Origin of the sequence: Stenotrophomonas sp. AR029, assembly GCF_047520695.2 — a bacterium.
GTDB lineage: Bacteria > Pseudomonadota > Gammaproteobacteria > Xanthomonadales > Xanthomonadaceae > Stenotrophomonas > Stenotrophomonas sepilia.
The window spans coordinates 72,595-90,217 of record NZ_JAXBQQ020000008.1 but is presented as its reverse complement, the minus strand read 5'-3'; the positions used below and the strand labels follow the sequence as shown (position 1 = coordinate 90,217).

Here is a 17,623-nt window from a genome sequence, read left to right as displayed (position 1 = left end):
GTCGAGGCCGGGGCGGTGTGGGCTGGCAGGGGTGTCAGCCGCATGGATGCGGCTGCCAAGCCTCCAGGGATGGATTCACGGCGTCCCCTGCCAGCCCACACCACCCCGGCCCACTCACAGCACCACGAAGCGCCAGCGCTTTGGCCGTTGCTGTTGCTGTTGCATTTGCCCTGCGCCTCTGCCTGCCGCAGGCATCGGCCCTCCCACCAGCCGCACCCGATACAATGGCCGTCTGCCGCAGACCGGCATCCCGTCCCCGAGCCAAAGAGTTGCCCATGTCCATTGTCCGCATGACCGACCTCGACCTCTCCGGCAAGCGCGTGCTGATCCGCCAGGATCTGAACGTGCCGATCGAGAATGGCCGCATCACCTCCGAACAGCGCATCACCGCTTCGTTGCCGACGCTCAAGCGCGCGCTGGAGCAGGGCGCGGCGGTGATGGTCACCTCGCACCTGGGGCGCCCGAAGGAAGGCGTGTGGAGCGAGGCCGATTCGCTGGCACCGGTCGCCCAGCGCCTGTCCGAGCTGCTGGGCCGCGAAGTTCCACTGGTGCGCGACTGGGTCGACGGCGTCGACGTGCAGCCGGGCCAGCTGGTGCTGCTGGAAAACTGCCGCATGAACGTCGGCGAGGGCAAGGACGACGAGGCCCTGTCGAAGAAGTACGCCGCCCTGTGCGACGTGTTCGTGATGGATGCCTTCGGTACCGCGCACCGTGCGCAGGCCTCCACCCATGGTGTCATCCGCTTCGCACCGGTCGCGGCCGGTGGCCCGCTGCTGATGGCCGAGCTGGACGCGCTGGCGCAGGCGCTGGATGCACCGGCCAAGCCGCTGCTGGCCATCGTCGCCGGCAGCAAGGTCAGCACCAAGCTGGAGTTGCTGGCCAATCTGGTTGGCAAGGTCGACCAGCTGATCGTCGGTGGCGGCATCGCCAACACCTTCATCGCCGCAGCTGGCTACAACGTCGGCAAGTCCCTGTACGAGCCGGACCTGCTGGATACCGCGAAGAAGATCGTGGCCGATGCCAAGGCACGCGGCGCCGACATTCCGCTGCCGGTTGACGTGGTCACCGCCAAGCAGTTCCTGCCCGACGCTGCCGCGGAAGTGAAGGCGGTCGATGCCGTTGCCGAAGACGACCTGATCCTGGACATCGGCCCGCAGACCGCCGCGCAGTACGCGCAGCTGATCGAGAAGGCCGGCACCGTGGTCTGGAACGGCCCGGTCGGCGTGTTCGAGTTCGAGTCCTTCAGCAAGGGCACCGAAGCGCTGGCCCGCGCGATCGCCAGCTCGAAGGCGTTCTCCATCGCCGGCGGTGGCGACACCCTGGCCGCAGTCGACAAGTTCGATATCGCCGGCGACGTCAGCTACATCTCCACTGGTGGTGGTGCGTTCCTGGAATTCCTGGAAGGCAAGACCCTGCCGGCTGTCGCCGCACTCGACGCGCGCGGCGCATGAGCGCCGAGCGCGGCAAGGATGTGCTGTTCTTCGATCTTGACGGCACGCTGATCGATTCGCAGGTGGGCATCACCGCCTGCATCGCCTATGCGCTGCAGAAGATGGACCATCCGGTGCCGCCGCAGGAAACCCTGCTGGGCTGGATCGGTCCTTCGCTGCGCACCACCTTCGCGCCGTTGTTCGTCGAACCGGCGCGGGTGGAACAGGCCGTGGGCTACTACCGGGAGCGCTTCGACGTCGAAGGCTGGCGCGAGCACACGGTGTACCCGCAGGTGGAAGGCACGCTGCGCACGCTGCATGGCCGTGGACACCGGCTGGCGGTGGTCACCGCCAAGAACGAGCCGCACGCGCGCCGCATCCTCGCCCACCTGCCGTTCGGTGGGCTGTTCGAGGAGATCGTCGGTTCAACCCTGGATGGCTCGCGCAGCCACAAGCCGGAACTGGTCGGCGAGGCACTGCGCCGGCTGCAGGTGCAGCCTGCACAGTGCTGGATGATCGGCGACCGGCGCATGGACATCGAAGGCGCGCGCCACCACGGCCTGCGTAGTGTCGGCGTGCTGTGGGGCTTTGGCGGAGAGGCGGAATTGACCGAAGCCGGTGCCAGCCAGCTGGCACGTGAGCCGGCGCAGCTGGAAGCGCTGCTGGCCTAGCTTCCTGTGGAGCCGAGCCCATGCTCGGCTCCACAGAACCGCCCCCCTGCGCCAGCGTATGTCCGGATGATGTCCGTTCCATGACCCGCGAAGTCAGGCGGCACAAGGCTGTAACCGTATACATGCGGCGTGAAGGATGTGCTAATTTCCGTTCTTTATCGGGAGAGGCCCATCCACCATGTTCGAGCGTCAGCGTCGCACCAAGATCCTTGCCACCCTCGGTCCGGCCACTGACCCGCCGGGCGTGCTGGAGGATCTGTTCCGCGCCGGCGTCAACGTGGTGCGCCTGAACTTCAGCCATGGCGATCCGTCCGGCCAGGCCAAGCGTGCCGCCGAAGTGCGTGCCGCTGCGGCCCGCGTGGGCGTGGAAGTGGGCATCCTGGCCGACCTGCCGGGCCCGAAGATCCGCATCGAGCGCTTCGCCGAAGGCAAGGTGCAGCTGAAGGCGGGCGACCGCTTCGACCTGATCGCCAGCGAGAACGCCGGCCCGGGCACTGCCAGCGAGGTGGGCGTGAGCTACCTCGGCCTGCCGCAGGACGTCGGCCCGGGTGATGTGCTGCTGCTCGACGACGGCCTGATGCAGTTGCAGGTGGTGGAAGTACAGGGCGACCGTATCGTCAACACCGTGCTCAACGATGGTGTGTTGTCCGACCGCAAGGGCCTGAACAAGCAGGGCGGCGGCCTCTCGCTGGGTGCGCTGACCGAGCGCGACAAGGAGCTGATCGGCATCGTTGCCAAGATTGGCGTGGACTTCATCGCCGTGTCGTTCTGCCGCAATGCGCAGGACATGAACGATGCGCGCGACATCGCCCGTTCGCACGGCTGTGATGCCGCGCTGGTGTCGAAGATCGAGCGCACCGAGGCAATCGAGAACCTGGAAGAAATCGTCGAGGCCAGCGACGTGGTGATGGTCGCCCGTGGCGACCTGGGCGTGGAAATCGGCGATGCCGAGCTGCCGGGCCTGCAGAAGAAGATCATCAAGGCCTCGCTGGCGCAGAACAAGGTGGTGATCACCGCCACGCAGATGCTGCAGTCGATGGTGGAAACCCCGATCCCGACCCGCGCCGAAGTACTGGACGTGGCCAACTCGGTCATCGACGGCACCGACGCAGTGATGCTGTCGGCGGAAACTGCCGCTGGCGCCTACCCGGTCAAGGCCGTGGAGGCGATGGCACGCATCTGCCTGGGTGCCGAGCGCCAGTTCCAGACCGAGACCGACTTCAACGCGTCGCCGCGCAACCTGGAACGTGCCGACCAGGCGATTGCCATGGCCACCATGTTCCTGTCGCAGCACGTGGGCGTGCGCGCGATCGTGGCGATGACCGAATCCGGTGGCACCGCACGTTACCTGTCGCGTTTCAGGGCCAAGGCGCCGGTGTTCGCGGTGACCCGCCATGACGGTGCGCGCCGGCAGATGGCGCTGATGCGCGATGTGTTCCCGATCAACTTCGACAGCCGCGGCCTGACCCCGCGTGAAGCCGCGCGCGGCAGCATCCGCCTGCTGGTGGAATCGGAACTGCTGCAGGCCGGTGATCGCGTCGTGTTCACCAGTGGCGAGCACATGGAAACCCACGGTGCCACCAATACCCTGCGCCTGCTGGAAGTGGGTGAGGACGGCCGCGCCATCGGCCTGGGCGACCTGTAAGTAGTGCTGCCCTGGGGCCGGCGCCGCGTTGTGGATCCGACCCCGGGGTCAGATCCCGCAGGGGCCCTGACCCCCGACGGCAGGACACGGCGTGTCCGGTGCGGACATTGGAAGCGTTTCCATCCTGTCCTCCACGGCGAGGCAACGGGCCGCGGGGCTATACTTGTGTTTTTCCCGCACCCGCCACAGGAAATACATGAGCATCGAACAGCTGGCTGAAACCGCCCAGGCCATGGTCGCCCCGGGCAAGGGCATCATCGCGATCGACGAATCCACCGCTACCATCGCCAAGCGTTTCGCCGGCGTCGGTATCGAGAACACCGAGGAGAACCGTCGCGCCTACCGCGAGCTGCTGCTGACCACGCCGAAGCTCAACGAGCACATTTCCGGCGCCATCCTGTTTGACGAAACCATCCGCCAGTCGACCAAGGACGGCGTGCCGTTCGCCAAGTACATGGCCGACCACGGCATGATTCCGGGCATCAAGGTGGACAAGGGTGCGCACCCGCTGGCCGGCTGCCCGGGCGAGCTGGTGACCGAAGGCCTCGATGGCCTGCGTGAGCGCCTGCAGGAGTACTACAAGCTGGGCGCGCGCTTCGCCAAGTGGCGTGCAGTCATCAACATCGGCGAGAGCATCCCGTCGGGTACCTGCATCGAATCCAACGCCCATGCGCTGGCCCGCTATGCAGCGCTGTGCCAGGAATGCGGCCTGGTGCCGATGGTCGAGCCGGAAGTGATCATGGACGGCGATCATGACATCGAGACCTGCTACGAAGTCACCGAAGCCACCCTGCGTTCGCTGTTCGACGCCCTGTATCAGCAGAACGTGCTGCTGGAAGGCACCATCCTGAAGGCGTCGATGGTCATCTCCGGCAAGGGCTGCGATGAGCAGGCCGACGTCGAGGAAGTGGCCGAGTCGACCGTGATGTGCCTGAAGAGCACCGTGCCGGCGATCCTGCCGGGCGTCGTGTTCCTGTCCGGTGGCCAGAGCGACGAGCAGTCCACCGAGCACCTGAACGCGATGAACCAGCTGGGCAACCTGCCGTGGCCGCTGAGCTTCTCCTACGGCCGCGCCATGCAGCAGGCCGCGTTGAAGCTGTGGGCCAAGGACATGAAGGGCAACTACGCTGCTGCCCAGAAGACCGTGTACGAGCGCGCCAGGGACAACGGCCTGGCGGCGCTGGGCAAGTGGAACGGTTGATCCGTCCCATCGCTGGATGAACAAGGCAGCGCCGGCATCACGCCGGCGTTTGCTTTTGCGGGTATCTTTTCCGCCCCCATGCGCCTGGCCGGTGCGTGGGAACCACATGGAAGGCCAAGGAGAAACAACATGCGTTTGGCAGCAATCACACTGGCCGTAGCCACGGTCCTGGTCGCCGGCGGTTGCAACCGCATCGGCGGCGGCGCGGATGCGGGCAAGGCCGCGTCGCTCGATTTCGACAAGCCGGTATCCGGCGAGATCACCTCGCGCAGCGGCATCAACTACAACGACGGCAGCCACCACCAGCTCTACCAGATCAAGCTGGAAGACAAGCAACTGGTCGGACTGAAGCTGACCGGTTCGTTGAGTGGCTCGATTGCCGTGTTCAACAACGGCAGCCTGGTGGCCAGCAGCAACACCGGCTACGAGCGCGAAGGCGACGTCTCGCTGGCCTTCCGTGCCAACGGTGGCGGCATCTACCAGGTGGCGGTCAACGCCAACGGCTCGACCGACTATGGTCCGTACCGCCTGCGTGCCGAGAAGCTGGTGCCGTACGACGGCAAGCCGCTGGCGGGCAGCGGCGAGATCGTCGACATGCTGGCCGGTGGTTCCCAGGACTACACCCTGCAGGTGGACAAGGCCGGCCTGTACGAGATCCGCCTGGTGTCGGAGGTCTTCGATCCAGTGCTGAAGCTGTCGGGCCAGGGCGTGGATGCCGAGAATGACGACGGCGGTGACAGCACCAACTCGCGCCTGACCCTGTCGCTGAAGCCGGGCAAGTACACCCTGACCGCGCGTGGCCTGGGCGACGGCGTCAGCGGCATGTTCACCCTGTCGGCCACCCGCATCGAGCTGCCCGGCAATCTGGTCGAGCGCGATGGTACGGCGCTGCCGAAGTCGGGGAGCGTGTACACGATGCTCGACAACGATGGCCGCCGCCGCTTCCTGCTGTCCCTGGACCGCCCGGCCGATGTGCGCCTGGATGCGATCTCCAGCCAGGTCGATACCCTGCTGCGCGTGGTTGGCGGCGATGTCGAGCTGACCGACGACGACGGCGGCAACGGTACCAATTCACGCCTGGAAGAAACCCTGCCGGCCGGTCACTACACCGTCGATGTGTCCAGCCTGAACAATGGCGCAGGCATGGTGGAAGTGCGCGTGCAGGTGGATGGCGCGAGCGCCGACGGGGCCGCAGCCTCGGCGGCACGTGCCGCAGCCGATGCAGCCGCCGTGGCCGATGATGCCGCCGCGGTGGAAGCCTCCAGTCGCTGAGTGTGATCCACGCCGTGCGTGGAAGAGCACTACGCTGCAACGGAAAAGGCCGGGCAATGCCCGGCCTTTTCTTTTACCTGAAGCACCACGGTTCAGTGCGCGGCGGCAAGGCCCGCATCGCCCAGCGGCGGCAGCAGCGACCCACGCGGTTCGCTGTCAGCACTTTGCCCGGCGGCGCTCAACGCCTGCTGGTAGGCCTTGGCCGTTGCGGTATTGAACGCCACCAGCACGATGCGCATCGGTTGCGCATGGCTGCGCTGCCAGGCCAGTGTTTCGGTGACCGCGATCTGCGCGGCCTGGTACAACGGGTAGCCATACACGCCGCAGCTGATCGCCGGGAAGGCGATGGAGTGCACGCCCAGTGATTCGGCCAGCTGCAGTGACTTCCAGTAGCAGTTGGCCAGCAACGCCGGTTCGTCGCGCTGGCCGTCGTGCCAGACCGGGCCTACCGTGTGCAGTACATGGCGCGCCGGCAACGCATGGGCACCGGTGGCGCGCACTTCACCCGTCGGGCAACGCACGCCCGGGCGCAGCTCCGGCAACTGCTCGCATTCGGCCCGCAAGGCGGGCCCGGCCGCACGATGGATCGCGCCGTCGACACCGCCGCCACCGAGCAGCGTTTCATTGGCCGCGTTGACGATCGCATCCACCGCCAGGGTCGTGATGTCGCCCTGCCAAACCTCGATCTTCATGCGTCCGTCTCCTGCCTGTGAGGTGATCCGCGCAGCATCTGCGCCGGCTGTTCCCACGGTAGGGGACAGGGCATCGATGCTGCGTCATGACCGTCTCACGCGCTGCGATCCAACGGCCTTCGCGCACGATGGCGGGCGACGCCTTCACGCAGGCTGAAGCGGGAAGGAGCCGGATCCTTTTCCGAACGGAAAAGGCTCTGACCCCGGCTGTTACGGCAGGCCGGCCAGCCAGTCGTCGTCGGATCCTTCGTTCACATCGGCGAACAGCGGCGTGGAGAAGTAACGTTCACCGGTGTCCGGCAGCATCGCAAGGATCACCGAGCCCGGTTCAGCGCGGGCAGCGATGTCCAGCGCGCTGGCCACGGTGGCGCCGGCGGAGATGCCGACGAAGATGCCTTCCTCGGCGGCCAGGCGACGCGCGGTGGCGATTGCACGATCGTCTTCGACCGAGACCAGTTCATCCACCACGTCGCGGTTGAGCACGTCCGGCACGAAGTCCGGGGTCCAGCCCTGGATCTTGTGCGGCTTCCAGTCATCCCCCTTGAGCAGGGCGGCGCCGGCCGGTTCGGTGGCGATGATGCGGGTCTGCGGGCGTGCCACCTTCAGCACTTCGCCTACGCCAGTGAGCGTGCCGCCGGTGCCCCAGCCGCTGACGAAGTAGTCCAGCCGCTTGCCGGCGAAGTCGCGCAGGATCTCGGCAGCGGTGGTGTTGCGGTGATACGCCGGGTTGGCCGGGTTGGCGAACTGGCTGGCCAGGAACCACCCGTGCTGCTCGGCCAGCTCGGCCGCCCTGCGCACCATGCCGCTGCCGCGCTCGGCGGCCGGGGTCAGGATCACCTTGGCGCCGTAGGCACGCATCAGCTTGCGGCGCTCGACCGAGAAGGTTTCGACCATGGTGGCCACGAATTTGTAGCCGCGCGCGGCGGCGACCATCGCCAGTGCTACGCCGGTGTTGCCCGAGGTGGCCTCCACGATCGTGTCGCCCGGCTTGAGCAGGCCGCGTGCTTCGGCATCGAGGATGATCGCCAGCGCCAGGCGGTCCTTCACCGAGCCGCCCGGGTTGAACGACTCGACCTTGGCGTAGACGCTGACCTGTGGCGGCGCCAGGCGCTGCAGCCTGACGATGGGGGTGTTGCCGACGGTATCGAGGATGGAGTCGTACAGGGCCATGGGAGCGCTCCGGAAACGGGGCCGCGACGGGTCACGGCGGGCGAAGGGGAGAGGGCTGGCCGTTCAGGCCAGCGGCTGCCGGCTGACCGTAGCGCCGGCATATGACGCCCGGAAATGACCAGATACCTTTCTTAAACAACCTTTGGTTATAAGCTGGTGACGGCAATTGACCCTAGAGTGGACTTCCGCCCCATGCCGCCTGCCTGCCCATGACGCTGACCCAGCTGCGCTACCTGGTAGCCATCGCCGACGCCGAGCTGAACATCACGCTGGCCGCCTCGCGTGTGCACGCCACCCAGCCCGGCCTGTCCAAGCAGCTCAAGCAGCTGGAGGACGAGCTCGGCTTCCTGCTGTTCGTGCGCAAGGGGCGCAGCCTGGAGTCGGTTACCCCGGCCGGAACCGAAGTCATCGCGCGTGCCCGCGCAGTGCTGGCCGAAGCCAACAACATCCGTACGTACGCGGCAAACCAGCGGCGCGAAAGCCAGGGCCAGCTGATCCTGACCACCACGCACACCCAGGCGCGCTTCGTGTTGCCGCCGGCGGTGGCGGCGATCAAGCAGGCCTATCCGCAGGTCAGCGTGCACCTGCAGCAGGCCGGTGAAACCGACGCGCTGGACCGCTTGAACCAGGGTGACGCCGATATCGCCATCATCAGCACCGCAGGCGGTGAGCCAACCGACGGCATCGCAGTGCCGCTGTTCCGCTGGCGGCGCCTGGTGGTGGTACCCAAGGGCCACCCGTTGGACCGCGCCGGCCGCGCACCGGACCTGGCCGCGCTGGCCCGCCAGCCGTTGATCAGCTACGAATCCTCGACCCGACCGAACTCTTCCCTGCAACGCGCCTTCGCCGCCAATGGGCTGGTGTCCGACCTGGCGCTGACCGCGCTCGATGCCGACCTGATCAAGACCTACGTGCGCACGGGCCTGGGCGTAGGCCTGCTGGCCGAGATGGCGGTCAGTTCCAATGACGAAGACCTGAGGTCGTGGCCGGCGCCGGATCCGATCAGCGAGTGCATCGCCTGGGCGGTGTTGCCGCGCGACCGCGTGCTGCGTGATTACGCGCTGGAGCTGGTGCACGTGCTGGCCCCACAGATTGATCCGCGCGACCTGCGGCGGGTGCTGGATGGAAACCAGGCCGCAGCGTGGCCGGTGCCACCGACCTGGGAGTCGCTGACCCAGACCATCACGGTGTGAGGTGGGTCGAGCAGGGCGTGCAGCCCTGCACCTGCCGAATCAAAGGCAAAAGCCGAAGCAACAGCAACTGCTGGCTTCCGTGGGGCGGCGGGGCGGTGTGGGCAGGCAGGACACGCCGTAAACCCATCCCAGGGGGCTCGATGGCGCCATCCATGGCGCCAACGGTCCTGCCTGCCCACACCGCCCCGCCTCTGACAGATTCCGATGGCTGTTGGTAGGTGTCGACCTTGGTCGACACGGTAGATCCACGCCATGCGTGGATGAAATCTGTCAGATATGGAAATGCATCTGGGGTCAGATCCGTTTTCCTGCGGAAAACGGATCTGACCCCAAGAGCCGTTTCAACAGACCGCAGAAGACTGTCGAAGGCGGGGTGGGTCCGGTTGCGGGGGCGTGAGCCGAGCCTGCATGGACGTATTTACGGCGTCCCCCGCAACCGGACCCACCCCGCCTACCCACAGGAAACCGCTTTTGCTTTTGCTGTTGCTTGGGCTCTTGCCGTGGACGTGGTCTCTGCAGGTGCAGGGCGCAGCCCTGCCGAACACCCCCGCGACGGGGTGTCGCAAACGCCTGCGACGGTTCGTCGCACGGGCAACCCTGGACCCGCCTCTACACTAGCGGGGTGACCCGCCTGTCCCGCCCGCAGCGCCTCCTGCTGCAGCTCGCCGTCCTGGCGACGCTGCTGATGGTGCTTGCGCCACTGGTCAGCCGCGCGCTGCAGGCGCCGCCGATGGACCACGCGGCGATGGCAGGCATGGACCACGCGCACATGCACCACGACGCTGCCGCAGTGGGTCAGAGCCCTCTGCACGGGCAACGGAGTCCGACCCCACCGGCCGATCCCCACGCCATGCATGGCGAAGCCTGCGAATACTGCGTGCTGGCCATGCGCCTGCTGCCGTGGCTGGCTGTACTGGTGCTGCTGTTGCCACTGCTGTGGCGGCCGCGGCTGGTATTCCCGTGGTCACAGCAGGTACTACCGGCACTGCGCTGGCCGGCACACGCCGCGCGTGGGCCACCGCGCGCCTCCATCGTCCGCTGATTTTCCTGTCGAATCTGCCGCACGACGCCTGACCGGGCGCCGTGCGCGCGTGCGTACCTTGGAGCTGTTCCGATGAAAATGACTTCCCGCCCCGCGGGCGCCTGCGTGCGCCTGCCGGTTGCCCTTGGCCTGGCCGCAGCTGCAACGCTCGCCCATGCCGCGCCCGCCGAAGAGGCGCGCACTCTCGATACGCTGGTGGTCACCGCCGCCGCGCCTTCGTCGCCACTGCACTGGGTGACCGATCCACGCCTGCCGCGGCAGCCGGTCCCTGCCAGTGACGGCGCCGATTACCTGAAGACCGTTCCTGGCTTCTCCGCCATCCGCAACGGCGGCACCAACGGTGACCCGGTGCTGCGCGGCATGTTGGGTTCGCGCCTGAACATCCTCAGCAATGACGGCAACCTGATCGGCGCCTGCCCCTCGCGCATGGACAACCCGCTGTCCTACATCGCACCGGAGAGCTTCGACCGCCTGACCATCATCAAGGGCCCGCAGAGCGTGCGCTGGGGGGCAGGTGCCTCGGCCGGCACCGTGCGCTTCGAACGCGATACACCGCGCTTCGAGGAACCGGGCCTGCGTGCCGATGCCAGTACGCTGGTCGGTTCGCGCAACCGCAACGACCAGGTGCTGGACCTGACCCTGGGCAACCCGACCGGCTATGTGCGCGCCAGCGGCAACCGTTCCGAAGCCGATGACTACAAGGACGGCAACGGCGATGTGGTGCCATCGAAGTGGCGCAAGTGGAACGGTGACGTGGCGATCGGCTGGACGCCGGATGCCGACACGCTGCTGGAAATTTCTGCCGGTGCCGGCGATGCGATCGCACGCTACGCGGGGCGCGGCATGGACGGTGCCGCGTTCGAACGCACCAGCTACGCCGCGCGCTTCGAGAAGCGCAATCTGCCGGGTGCCTGGGACACAGTGCAGGCCAACGTGTACTACAACGAGGCCGACCACGTGATGGACAACTACACGCTGCGAACGCCGAATCCGCACAGCATGATGCCGATGCCGATGGCATCGAACGTGGACCGACGCACCCAGGGCGGCCGGGTCAGTTCCGAGTGGCGCTGGCAGGACGTGCAACTGGTGGCGGGTGTGGATGGCGAGGACAGCCGCCATCGTGGGCGAATGGGCATGGGCCGGGGCACCTATCGCCAGGCGGCGTGGCAGACCGATGCCAGCTTCCGCCGCTATGGCGTTTTCACCGAGTTGACCCTCGGCGCCGGCACCGATCAGCGCTGGATCAGCGGCCTGCGCATCGATCGTGCCAGCGTGCGTGATGAGCGGCAGTCGATCCGTGGAATGATGGGCAGCCGGCCCAACCCAACGGCCGAGCAAAAGCGCAAGGCGTGGCTCGGCAGTGGCTTCCTGCGCTACGAGCAGGACCTGGCCGACGGCCTGACCTGGTACGCCGGCCTCGGCCACAGCGAACGCATGCCCGACTACTGGGAGCTGTTCTCGCCCGACCACGGACCGGCCGGTGCAATGAACGCGTTTGCCGGCATCCAGCCCGAGCGCACCACCCAGCTCGACGTGGGCCTGCAGTACAAGGGACCGCGCGTGCAGGCCTGGGTCTCGGCCTATGCCGGGCAGATCCAGGACTACATCCTGTTCACCTACCACGGCAGCGGCATGATGGGCATGAGCCAGGCCAGCAACGTCGAGGCGCGCATTGCCGGTGCCGAGGCCGGGTTGGAAGTGAGCCTGACCGAGCAGTGGAAGCTGGGCGGCACGCTGGCCTATGCCTGGGGAGAGAACCGCGACCAGCAGCGTCCGCTGCCGCAGATGCCGCCGTTGGAAGCACGCCTGAGCGCGAACTGGGAGGGCCAGCGCTGGAGTGCCGGCGCATTGCTGCGCGCGGTGACCCATCAGCATCGTGTCGCAGATGGACAGGGCAACGTGGTCGCGCAGGACCTCGGGCCGAGCGCCGGGTTTGCCACCTTCGCGCTCAATGCCGCGTACCGTTTCAGTTCGCAGCTGCAGCTCAGCGCCGGCGTCGACAACTTGTTCGACCGCGCCTACAGCGAGCACCTGAACCTGGCCGGCAGCGCCGACTTCGGCTTCCCGGCCGACCCGGTGCGGATCAACGAGCCGGGGCGGAGCGTGTGGATGAAGTTGAACTACCGGTATTGATCCGCCGGGCATAAAAAAACGGGGCCGGATCCCCGCCAGGATCCGTCCCCGCCCGACGCCCTCGGTCGGGCAGGTTCGACTCTACGATGACGGCCGCGGTGGTGCACCACTGGATACACCCCGACACACGCCGACACTGCCCATGGCAGCCTTGCACGGAACGGGTTCAAGGCGCTATCGCAGCCTAGGTTCCACGCCGGTAAACGCTTGGCACATACCGCTTTTATGGGCACTTGCCTACACTCGGCGGCCGTGGATCAATCAGGACCGTTCATGTTGGCTCGTATCGCTTCGACCCTGGCCCTCGGCCTCAGCCTGGCCGTGCTGGCCGGGTGCGCAGGCAAACAGGAGGCCGCCGCACGTCGGCAGGGCGAGGCGGTGCCGGTCACCGCGCAGGTCGTGCAGCCCACGCAGTGGAACGACACCCTGCAGGCACTGGGCACGGCCAAGGCGCGCGAGTCGATCAGCGTCACTGCCAAAGTCAGCGAGATCGTCGAGAAAGTGCACTTCGAGAGCGGCCAGCACATTGCCGCCGGTGCGCCGATCGTGACGCTGCGCGGGCAGGCCCAGGAAGCCGCACTGGTGCAGGCGCAGGCCACTTTCCATGAAGCCGATCAGCTGTACAAGCGCCAGCGCGAACTGGCCGCCCAGCGGCTGGTGTCCAGCGCCACGCTGGATACGCAGAAGTCGATCCGCGACGCCGCCGAGGCGCGCGTGATGCAGATGCAGGCAGACATTGGCGACCGCCGTGTGCGTGCGCCCTTTGCCGGTGTGCTTGGCATCCGCCAGGTCAGTCCGGGATCGCTGCTGACCCCGACCACGGTCATCGCCACGCTCGACGACATCGAGCACATGCATGTCGATTTCCAGGTGCCGGAAGTGGAGCTGGCTGCGCTGGGCGTTGGTGACAAGGTCAGTGCCACCAGCGTGGCCTGGCCGGGTCGCACCTTCGAGGGCGTGGTCAGCACCATCGATGCGCGCATCGATCCGGCCACCCGTGCGGTGACCGTGCGCGCCGATTTCGCCAATGGCGACCACGCATTGCGCCCGGGCATGCTGCTGGACGTGCGCCTGTTCCGCCCCGAGCGCCCGGCGCTGGTGGTCCCGGAAATCGCCGTGGTACAGGTCGGCCGCGATACCTTCGTGTACCGCATCAAGGCCGACGACAGCGTCGAGCGGGTGGACGTGGTAACCGGCGCGCGCCGTGCCGGCGTGGTCGAGATCCGGCAGGGCCTGGAAGCAGGCCAGCGCATCGTGGTCGATGGCACCGGCAAGCTGCGCCCGGGCCTGAAGGTCGCTGCGAAGGACGCCGCACCGGCCTCTGGCGCCAAACCGGCTGACGCGCCGGCGCCGGTCGCGACCGAGGGCCACGGCGGATGAAGCTGTCCGACATCTCCATCCAGCGGCCGGTGTTCGCCGTGGTGATGAGCCTGTTGCTGCTGGTGCTGGGCGTGATGTCCTTCACCCGCCTGACCCTGCGCGAACTGCCCGCCATCGACCCTCCGATCGTTTCGGTGTCGGTGGACTACACCGGCGCGTCGGCGGCGGTCATCGAAAGCCGCATCACCCAGGTGCTGGAAGATGCGCTGGCTGGCATCGAAGGCATCGATACGATCAACGCGCGTAGCACCAACGGCCGCTCGCAGGTCAGCATCGAGTTCACCTCCAACCGTGATATCGAAGCGGCGGCCAACGACGTGCGCGATGCGGTCAGCCGCGTCGCCGACCGCATGCCGGAAGAGGCGCGGCCACCAGAGATTGCCAAGGTCGAGAGCGATGCCGACCCGATCATCTGGTTCAACATGGTGTCCTCGACCATGGACACGCTGGAGTTGAGCGACTATGCCGACCGCTACGTGGTCGATCGTTTCTCCAGCCTCGATGGCGTGGCCCAGGTCCGCATCGGCGGCCGCCAGCGCTATGCGATGCGGATCTGGCTGGACCGTGACCAGCTGGCCGCGCGCGGGCTGACCACCGGCGACGTGGAAACCGCACTGCGCAACGAGAACGTCGAGCTGCCGGCCGGCCGCATCGAGTCGACCGACCGCGATTTCACCCTGCGCGTGGAACGCAACTACATCAAGCCCGAGGATTTCGCGACCATCCCGCTGGGCAAGGGCCGCGACGGCTACGTGGTGCGCATGGGCGACGTGGCGAAGATCGAGCTGGCCTCGGCCGAACGCCGCGCGTACTACCGCAGCAACGGCGAGCCCGGCATCGGCCTGGGCATCGTCAAGACCTCCACCGCCAACTCGCTGGACGTGGCACGCACTGCGCGCGCTGAGGCCGAGCGGGTGGCGCTGACCCTGCCCAAGGGCACGCAGATCTTCGTCGCCTTCGACAACACCACCTTCATCGAAGCTGCAGTGGACCGCGTCTACGCCACCCTGGTGGAAGCGATGATCCTGGTGCTGGCGGTGATCTGGCTCTTCCTCGGCAGCTTCCGCGCCGCGTTGATTCCGGCGGTGACGGTGCCGGTCTGCCTGGTGGCGGCGTTCATCGCGCTGTATGCGTTCGACTTCTCGATCAACCTGCTGACCCTGCTGGCGCTGGTGCTGTGCATCGGCCTGGTGGTGGACGATGCGATCGTGGTGGTGGAAAACGTGCAGCGCCGCATCGACCTGGGCGAACCACCGCTGGTGGCCTCCAAGCGCGGCACCGCGCAGGTCGCCTTCGCGGTGATCGCCACCACTGCCGTGCTGGTGGCGGTGTTCCTGCCGGTCGGCTTCCTGGAGGGCAACACCGGGCGACTGTTCCGCGAACTGGCCGTGGCGCTGGCCGCTGCCGTGGCGTTGTCCGCGTTCGTTGCGCTCACACTGACGCCGATGATGGCTTCCAAGCTGCTCAAGCCGCATACCGGGCAGGCCCCGCGAGGCCTGCACGGCTTCATCAACCGCAACCTGGAACGCCTTGCGGGTGCCTATGGGCGGGTTCTCGATCACCATGTCGACCGCACCTGGATCTACCTGCTGGTGATGGTGGCTGCGCTGGCCGCCAGCTGGGGCCTGCTCAAGCTGCTGCCGTCGGAACTGGCGCCAGCCGAAGACCGTGGTTCGTTCCAGATCATGATCGACGGCCCGGAAGGCGCCGGCTACGACTACACCGTGCAGCAGGTGCAGCAGGTGGAAGCGCTGCTGGCACCGCATGTCGGCCCGGACAAGCCGATCGTGCGTGCCAACCCCCGCGTGCCGGGCGGCTGGGGCGCCAGCGAGGAAATGCATACCGGCCGCGTCAGCATCTTCCTGCAGCCGTGGCGCCAGCGCAGCGAGGGTACGCCCGAAGTCGCCAACGAACTGCAGAAGGAACTGGATACCATCCGCGGCGTGCGCGTACGCACGCAGGTGGGTGGTGGCCTGGTGCGCAGCGGCGGCCAACCGTTCCAGATCGTGCTGGGCGGCCCGGAATATGCCGAGATCGCGCAGTGGCGCGACCGCATCCTGCTGCGCATGGCCGACAATCCCGGCCTGGTCGGCCCCGATTCCGATTACAAGGAAACCCGGCCGCAGATGCGGGTGAACATTGACCGCCAGCGTGCGGCCGATCTCGGCGTGCCGGTCACCGCGATCGGTTCGGCGCTGGAAACCATGATGGGCTCGCGTCGCGTCACCACCTTCGTCGACAACGGCGAGGAGTACGACGTGCTGGTGCAGGCCGGTCGCGATGGTCGTGCCAGCCCGGCCGACCTGGCCGCGATCCGCGTGCGCGCCAACTCCGGCGAGCTGGTGCCGCTGTCCAACCTGGTCACGCTGAGTGAAGTGGCCGAGGCCGGCACCCTGAACCGCTTCAACCGACTGCGCTCGATCACCATCAGTGCCGGCCTGGCGCCCGGTTATCCGCTGGGCGAAGCCATTGCCTGGGCACAGAACGTAGCCCAGGAAGAGCTGCCGCAGTACGCGCAGGTGAACTGGAAGGGCGAATCGCGCGAGTACCAGAGCGCCGGCGGCGCGGTGCTGCTGACCTTCGCGATGGCGCTGCTGGTGGTGTACCTGGTGCTGGCGGCGCAGTTCGAGAGCTTCATCCATCCGCTCACCATCATGCTGACCGTGCCGCTGGGCGTACTCGGCGCGCTGGTCGGGTTGTGGGTGAGTGGCGGTACCGTGAACCTGTTCAGCCAGATCGGCATCGTGATGCTGGTCGGCCTTGCCGCGAAGAACGGCATCCTCATCGTCGAATTCGCCAACCAGCTGCGCGACGATGGGCGCAGCGTGCGCGAGGCGATCATCGAGTCGGCGATGGTGCGCCTGCGCCCGATCCTGATGACCTCGATCGCCACCGTGGTCGGCGCGATCCCGCTGGTGGTCGCCGGTGGTCCTGGTTCGGCCAGCCGTGGCACGATCGGCATCGTGATCATCTTCGGTGTGACCCTCTCGACCTTCCTGTCGCTGTTCGTGGTGCCGGCGTTCTACGCGCGGCTGGCGCCGTACACCCGTTCGCCGGAAGCGGTGAAGCGCGAGCTGGAGAAGCAGGAAGCGGAATCGCCGTCGGTGGGTGGTCATGCCTGACCGGCCTGTCGACGGGGTCGGATCCCTTTCCCAAGGGGAAAGGGCTCTGACCCCACCACTGCAGGGCGAAGGCTTCACTCTGCGCCCGTGGCAGCCCGGCGACCTGGAATCCCTGCTGCGCCACGCCAACGACGCCGAGGTGTCGCGCGGCCTGCGCGACCGCTTCCCGTATCCGTACACGCGCGAGGATGGCGAGGCCTTCCTCGCGGGCCGCGTACTGGCCCCCAGCACCCTGAACCTGGCCATCGAGATCGACGGCCAGGCCTGTGGCAGCGTCGGTGCCCAACAGGGGCTGGCCGAGCGTGGGCATACCGCCGAACTGGGTTACTGGCTGGGCCGGGCCTATTGGGGGCACGGCCTGATGACCCGCGTGGTCGGCCTGTTCGCCCCGTGGGTGATGGATGAGCTGCGCCTGTTCAGGCTGCAGGCCACCGTGGTCGACTTCAACCTCGGCTCGGCCCGGGTGCTGGAGAAGAACGGCTTCCAGGAAGAGGGCGTGGAGCGCTGTGCGGTCTACAAGCGCGGCGTGTTGCACGACCTGCGCCGTTTCGCCCGGGTGCGCACGCAGCTGCCCTGAACGGCCCGGGGTCAGATCCCTTTTCCAGTGGAAAAGGGATCTGACCCCTTCTCCGCTCTCCGGTCATGGCCCGGCGCGACCAATGGCGCTAC

Annotated in this window: 13 protein-coding genes; 11 read left to right on the top strand and 2 right to left on the bottom strand. The window is 67.2% G+C overall.

Features of this window, described 5'->3' with window-relative positions; all coding sequences use genetic code 11:
* The first annotated feature begins 275 nt into the window (after positions 1-275).
* The 5 genes from ACM0PB_RS18960 (at position 276) to ACM0PB_RS18940 (ending at position 6,219) form a co-directional block, all read left to right on the top strand.
* Positions 276-1,451, top strand: coding sequence for a phosphoglycerate kinase (locus ACM0PB_RS18960; protein ID WP_065185302.1), 1,176 nt, complete (start codon positions 276-278; stop codon positions 1,449-1,451).
* Positions 1,448-2,101, top strand: a complete 654-nt coding sequence (locus tag ACM0PB_RS18955) for an HAD hydrolase-like protein (protein WP_065179512.1) — start codon at positions 1,448-1,450, stop codon at positions 2,099-2,101. Before ACM0PB_RS18960 ends, ACM0PB_RS18955 begins: the two co-directional genes overlap by 4 nt.
* A gap of 178 nt (positions 2,102-2,279) precedes the next feature.
* The gene (gene pyk, locus ACM0PB_RS18950; protein ID WP_414604611.1) at positions 2,280-3,746 is read left to right on the top strand and encodes a pyruvate kinase; all 1,467 of its coding nucleotides are present in this window, start codon (positions 2,280-2,282) and stop codon (positions 3,744-3,746) included.
* Between the two features lie 196 nt (positions 3,747-3,942).
* Complete coding sequence (locus ACM0PB_RS18945) at positions 3,943-4,947, top strand: class I fructose-bisphosphate aldolase (protein WP_005418861.1); 1,005 nt, start codon at positions 3,943-3,945, stop codon at positions 4,945-4,947.
* 129 nt (positions 4,948-5,076) lie between these two features.
* Entirely contained in the window at positions 5,077-6,219 is a 1,143-nt protein-coding gene (locus ACM0PB_RS18940; RefSeq protein ID WP_005418859.1) for a hypothetical protein, read from the top strand.
* Between the two features lie 92 nt (positions 6,220-6,311).
* Here the strand turns inward: ACM0PB_RS18940 and ACM0PB_RS18935 are convergent, their stop codons facing one another.
* The gene (locus ACM0PB_RS18935) at positions 6,312-6,911 is read right to left on the bottom strand and encodes an O-acetyl-ADP-ribose deacetylase (RefSeq protein ID WP_065185299.1); all 600 of its coding nucleotides are present in this window, start codon (positions 6,909-6,911) and stop codon (positions 6,312-6,314) included.
* A gap of 210 nt (positions 6,912-7,121) precedes the next feature.
* Positions 7,122-8,081 carry a cysteine synthase A gene (gene cysK, locus ACM0PB_RS18930; RefSeq protein WP_061479314.1) on the bottom strand — a complete coding sequence of 320 codons (960 nt, stop codon included), beginning with the start codon at positions 8,079-8,081 and terminating at the stop codon, positions 7,122-7,124.
* Between the two features lie 209 nt (positions 8,082-8,290).
* On the opposite strand from cysK, the gene ACM0PB_RS18925 reads away from it, so the two are divergent.
* From ACM0PB_RS18925 to ACM0PB_RS18900, 6 genes are all read left to right on the top strand, one after another.
* Positions 8,291-9,274, top strand: coding sequence for a LysR family transcriptional regulator (locus ACM0PB_RS18925; protein WP_065179510.1), 984 nt, complete (start codon positions 8,291-8,293; stop codon positions 9,272-9,274).
* Between the two features lie 622 nt (positions 9,275-9,896).
* Positions 9,897-10,316 carry a DUF2946 family protein gene (locus ACM0PB_RS18920; protein ID WP_005418850.1) on the top strand — a complete coding sequence of 140 codons (420 nt, stop codon included), beginning with the start codon at positions 9,897-9,899 and terminating at the stop codon, positions 10,314-10,316.
* Between the two features lie 72 nt (positions 10,317-10,388).
* Entirely contained in the window at positions 10,389-12,452 is a 2,064-nt protein-coding gene (locus ACM0PB_RS18915) for a TonB-dependent copper receptor (RefSeq protein WP_065179508.1), read from the top strand.
* A gap of 273 nt (positions 12,453-12,725) precedes the next feature.
* The gene (locus ACM0PB_RS18910; RefSeq protein ID WP_111128032.1) at positions 12,726-13,832 is read left to right on the top strand and encodes an efflux RND transporter periplasmic adaptor subunit; all 1,107 of its coding nucleotides are present in this window, start codon (positions 12,726-12,728) and stop codon (positions 13,830-13,832) included.
* The gene (locus ACM0PB_RS18905; protein ID WP_005418827.1) at positions 13,829-16,954 is read left to right on the top strand and encodes an efflux RND transporter permease subunit; all 3,126 of its coding nucleotides are present in this window, start codon (positions 13,829-13,831) and stop codon (positions 16,952-16,954) included. The genes ACM0PB_RS18910 and ACM0PB_RS18905 overlap by 4 nt, the downstream gene beginning before the upstream one ends.
* A complete protein-coding gene (locus ACM0PB_RS18900; RefSeq protein WP_065179506.1) occupies positions 16,947-17,531 on the top strand; it encodes a GNAT family N-acetyltransferase in 585 nt (194 codons plus the stop codon). The genes ACM0PB_RS18905 and ACM0PB_RS18900 overlap by 8 nt, the downstream gene beginning before the upstream one ends.
* Positions 17,532-17,623 lie beyond the last annotated feature (92 nt).

Coding starts and splice junctions, on each gene's coding strand:
- ACM0PB_RS18905 (WP_005418827.1), top strand. CDS start 13,829: ATGAAGCTGTCCGACATCTCCATCCAGCGGCCGGTGTTCGCCGTGGTG.
- ACM0PB_RS18925 (WP_065179510.1), top strand. CDS start 8,291: ATGACGCTGACCCAGCTGCGCTACCTGGTAGCCATCGCCGACGCCGAG.
- ACM0PB_RS18935 (WP_065185299.1), bottom strand. CDS start 6,911: ATGAAGATCGAGGTTTGGCAGGGCGACATCACGACCCTGGCGGTGGAT.
- ACM0PB_RS18910 (WP_111128032.1), top strand. CDS start 12,726: ATGTTGGCTCGTATCGCTTCGACCCTGGCCCTCGGCCTCAGCCTGGCC.
- ACM0PB_RS18900 (WP_065179506.1), top strand. CDS start 16,947: ATGCCTGACCGGCCTGTCGACGGGGTCGGATCCCTTTCCCAAGGGGAA.
- ACM0PB_RS18960 (WP_065185302.1), top strand. CDS start 276: ATGTCCATTGTCCGCATGACCGACCTCGACCTCTCCGGCAAGCGCGTG.
- ACM0PB_RS18940 (WP_005418859.1), top strand. CDS start 5,077: ATGCGTTTGGCAGCAATCACACTGGCCGTAGCCACGGTCCTGGTCGCC.
- ACM0PB_RS18945 (WP_005418861.1), top strand. CDS start 3,943: ATGAGCATCGAACAGCTGGCTGAAACCGCCCAGGCCATGGTCGCCCCG.
- cysK (WP_061479314.1), bottom strand. CDS start 8,081: ATGGCCCTGTACGACTCCATCCTCGATACCGTCGGCAACACCCCCATC.
- ACM0PB_RS18955 (WP_065179512.1), top strand. CDS start 1,448: ATGAGCGCCGAGCGCGGCAAGGATGTGCTGTTCTTCGATCTTGACGGC.
- ACM0PB_RS18915 (WP_065179508.1), top strand. CDS start 10,389: ATGAAAATGACTTCCCGCCCCGCGGGCGCCTGCGTGCGCCTGCCGGTT.
- pyk (WP_414604611.1), top strand. CDS start 2,280: ATGTTCGAGCGTCAGCGTCGCACCAAGATCCTTGCCACCCTCGGTCCG.